Source organism: Cupriavidus sp. 05T313 (genome assembly GCF_056396665.1).
Window position 1 is genome coordinate 1 of the sequence record NZ_JBFTLX010000417.1, and the last position, 3483, is coordinate 3483.

At 58.9% G+C, this 3483-nt stretch carries 4 protein-coding genes and 2 pseudogenes; 5 read left to right on the forward strand and 1 reads right to left on the reverse strand.

From position 1 onward, the window contains the following. Together AC1DKD_RS40045 and AC1DKD_RS40050 are read left to right on the forward strand one after the other, a co-directional pair. A pseudogene (locus tag AC1DKD_RS40045) lies at positions 1 to 147 on the forward strand (IS5/IS1182 family transposase); the annotation flags it as partial. Between the two features lie 714 nt (positions 148 to 861). Next, positions 862 to 1308 (forward strand): GNAT family N-acetyltransferase, encoded by a 447-nt coding sequence (locus AC1DKD_RS40050; RefSeq protein ID WP_477104678.1) that lies wholly within the window; start codon positions 862 to 864, stop codon positions 1306 to 1308. 75 nt (positions 1309 to 1383) lie between these two features. Here AC1DKD_RS40050 and AC1DKD_RS40055 read toward each other — a convergent pair. Further along, positions 1384 to 1531: pseudogene (locus AC1DKD_RS40055) on the reverse strand (IS630 family transposase); the annotation flags it as partial. On the opposite strand from AC1DKD_RS40055, the gene AC1DKD_RS40060 reads away from it, so the two are divergent. The 3 genes from AC1DKD_RS40060 to AC1DKD_RS40070 are packed head-to-tail and all read left to right on the forward strand — an operon-like array spanning position 1515 to position 3434. Then, positions 1515 to 1847: a hypothetical protein gene (locus AC1DKD_RS40060; RefSeq protein ID WP_441628288.1), complete on the forward strand. Its 333-nt coding sequence runs from the start codon at positions 1515 to 1517 to the stop codon at positions 1845 to 1847. The pseudogene AC1DKD_RS40055 and the gene AC1DKD_RS40060 overlap by 17 nt on opposite strands. Continuing rightward, positions 1745 to 2641 carry a hypothetical protein gene (locus AC1DKD_RS40065; protein WP_477144634.1) on the forward strand — a complete coding sequence of 299 codons (897 nt, stop codon included), beginning with the start codon at positions 1745 to 1747 and terminating at the stop codon, positions 2639 to 2641. The genes AC1DKD_RS40060 and AC1DKD_RS40065 overlap by 103 nt, the downstream gene beginning before the upstream one ends. Further along, positions 2616 to 3434: an MMPL family transporter gene (locus AC1DKD_RS40070; protein WP_477144635.1), complete on the forward strand. Its 819-nt coding sequence runs from the start codon at positions 2616 to 2618 to the stop codon at positions 3432 to 3434. The genes AC1DKD_RS40065 and AC1DKD_RS40070 overlap by 26 nt, the downstream gene beginning before the upstream one ends. The last annotated feature ends 49 nt before the right edge of the window (positions 3435 to 3483 follow it).

Here is a 3483-nt window from a genome sequence, read left to right on the forward strand (position 1 = left end):
GAACGTACCTTCGGTGAACGTACCTTCGGTTGGATGGTTCGCTGGCGTCGCCTTGTCAGGGACTACGAGCGACGTCCTGATGTGTCCGAGGCCATGGTCTATATCGCAATGGGCGGGCTGCTGCTACGCAGAATCGCCCATCCCTGAATTATCAAACGGGTTCTTAGACCACGCTGGGTCGACCGGCCACTCGCTCTATCGCAGCCAGTCGTATTGCCTTCCATGATTACTAGCATGTCGACACCCAGGACTATCTAAATATCGTGGCTCAATGGCTGGCCTGCACGTCCCCTTGCCGACGCTTCGCAGACGTCCTCGCGGGCGTCTACGCACGACACGGGGCCGACGTGAGTTGCTAGCTCTTCATCGTAACGGACTTGCACCGTTTATCCTTTGCCGGTCTCCCGGCGCACAGTAATGTTAGTACGTAAAATCGCTAACTTATTGATTTTACTGGCTTTGCGCTCGGACTTTGCGTAGCATCTTTACTACACTTCACGCCATGCGGCCTGTCTCAGCATTGGATGGCTTGGTATGGCGCCGCCGACAGATTGATATCGCAGGACATTGAATCGTCGCCAAGATGCTGGACAACACAAATGGCCCAAGTTGCTGGGCGTTCGGCCGTTGTGATGGCGCCGTGATGGCGTTTTGCAACGCGTAACACGATTGGGGGATAGTCGGAAGGGAGACTCATAACCATACTCGCCAGCGGCGGTCCGACTGCCGAACCGTGGTTGACTCCAAAGGCCACCCGGCCCTGTGGGAATCTTTACACGACATAACAAATAAAACGGTGGTAGCACACCATGATGAAGTCGCGAAAAAAACCGGCTAAACGCCGAAGCGAGAGGGGTCAAAATGAGAGGCATTTCCATTCGCGCTGCCGTCACCGGCCAAGCGCCACAGATTATTAGCATCCTCGAACAATGCGGGCTTGATGCTTCGGCCCTCAATCTATTTGCAACTACATTCCATATCGCCGTCACCGAATCCTTGATCGTCGGTTGTGCTGGCGTGGAACGGCATGGTGACACCGCAATCATCGGGCCCGTTGCCGTGCTTGCCGATTACCGCGACCGTGGTATCGCTTCGTCTCTGGTGCAAGCTGCACTCATGCGCGCCCGAGCTGGAGGGTGTCGACAAGCAGTGATGTTAGCGATGCGCTTTGCGACTTACTTTAGTCGTCACGGGTTTACGCTGATGCCGCGCCGCGCGCTACCGGCAGAGGTACAAGCGTCACAGGCATATCAATGGCAGGCCAATTCGTCCGATGTCTGCATGAAATGCGACCTGATCTCCGGCTGACTTCCCGTCTTACGGTCACTTCCGACCCGCGTCGGGTCGGGGAGCGCCGTGATCAACGCATGGGGGCTCTATACGATCATCCCTGAAGAAGATGTCGGCGTTTTCCTCACGAGCCTGCTTGGCAAATGGCAGGATACGTGTCCCGTTGCCAGCGCTCGATCGCCTCTAGGTCGCGCTGATATGCGCGCTGCAACGACTTCTGCGGCATCAGGTTCAGACGCGATGAACTGGGTCGGCTCGGTCAGAAGGCAGGAATACGCGTGGAATATCGCAGACAAGAGAACATCGCAGTCAAATCGCCGACGGCATTGGTCGCCGGCCTGATGCGGCCAAAGGCGACCTTCCGGCAGCGAAATCTCTATTGTCAGTTTGAGTTGAGCGAACTGCCGGCAACTGAGCTGAAGAGCCTGGAGACAAAGGCATCCAGCATAGTGGTTTGCATGCCAAGTGGCAGTTTTATGCCGATAGAGCGAAGCGAAGCCAGTTGCCACCTCGGGTTCGGTCGCCCGATTGGCGAGAATATAGTCGCCCAGCCCTGACGAAGCAGATCACCCACACTGTCCGTTTCGCCAATCGCCACGCCTGGGGTGTCATCGTCGCGACTCTGCTACTCACGCTCGCCAGAGGCATCTATGCCGCAAGGCATTTTTCCATCAACACTGATATCGGTCGCCTGATTGACACGAACGAGCCCTGGGCTCGACGCGATGCCGCGCTTAGTGCAGCGTTTCCACAGCGGGATAACCTGATTCTGGCCGTCGTGCAAGCGCCGGCTAGCGAACTCGCAGGCGCCGCAGCCGACGCGCTGGCCGAAGCGCTGCGTCGGCAGCCGACACGCTTTCGCATGGTAAGCCAGCCAGGCGGAGGCGATTTCTTTTCGCGCAACGGTTTGCTCTTCCTGTCCAACGACGAATTGCGCGACATGACTGGCCAGCTCGTGCAGGCGCGCCCACTGCTCAACGCCCTGGCGCACGGCCCGTCGCTGCGCGGTCTTGCCGACACACTTTCGACAACGCTGGCGCTACCGCTGCAGATCGGGCAAGTCAAGCTGGGCGATATGGCGCGCCTGTTGGGCAACAGCGCTGCGACTGTCGAGCAGGTGCTGGCGGGTAAGCCGGCCGCTCTTTCATGGTCCGCGCTGGCAGGCATGCCACAGCTGGGTCCGGAAGGCCAAGCCAGCAGCTTTGTGTCTGTCAGCCCGATACTGGACTTTAGCGACCTGGAGGCCGGCGCCAAGGCTTCCGACGCCATCCAATGCTGCCGCAGCGCAGTTGCGATTGCGGGAGCGCTACGGCGCCGCGGTAAGGTTGACCGGACCGCAGCCGCTGGCTGACGACGAGTTCTCCTCTGTCAAAGACGGCGCTCTGGTCAACGGGGCACTCACTACGCTGGTGGTAATCCTGATTCTCTGGTTGGCATTGCACTCGCCCCGGCTGATCCTGGCAGTCTTGGTGAATGTGTTTGCGGGCTTGGTCCTGACCGCGGCGTTCGGCCTCTTCCTAGTGGGTTCGCTCAACATGATATCCATTGCCTTCGCCGTGCTGTTCATCGGGCTTGGCGTGGATTTCGGGATTCAGTTCGGCGTGCGCTATCGCGCCAGACGGTATCGATACAGTAACTTGGCGCTGGCGCTCTCTCGGGCTGCGCAAAGCGTGGGGATGCCATTGGCACTAGCAGCTGCAGCCACTGCAGCCGCCTTCTTCTCCTTCGTACCGACCAGCTACCGCGGCCTTGCGGAACTGGGCAAGATCGCCGGTTCCGGCATGATCATCGCCTTTGCCAACACGATCACGCTACTGCCGGCACTGATCACCGTGTTACACCCTCCCGGCGAGACCAGCATTCCCGGCTTTGCATGGTTGGCCCCCGTCGACAGTTTCTTCGAGCGCCATCGCAAGCCGGTTTTGTTGATCACATGCGTGGCAATCCTGATTGGACCCCCCCTGCTGCCGCACCTGCGGTTCGACTTCAATCCACTGCACCTGAAAGACCCGCACTCGGAGTCAATGTCCACCCTGCTGTCGCTTAAGGATGTGCCCCAGGTGTTACGTCCCGCCAATTTTGAGGTTTGGCGAGGGGTGTTTGTCGCGGTTTCGGCAAGAGCGAGTTTAGGAACATCGCCTTGACCATCGCGAGACACGACGGGCGTAAAGAAGGCCAGTACTCCTCTGATAT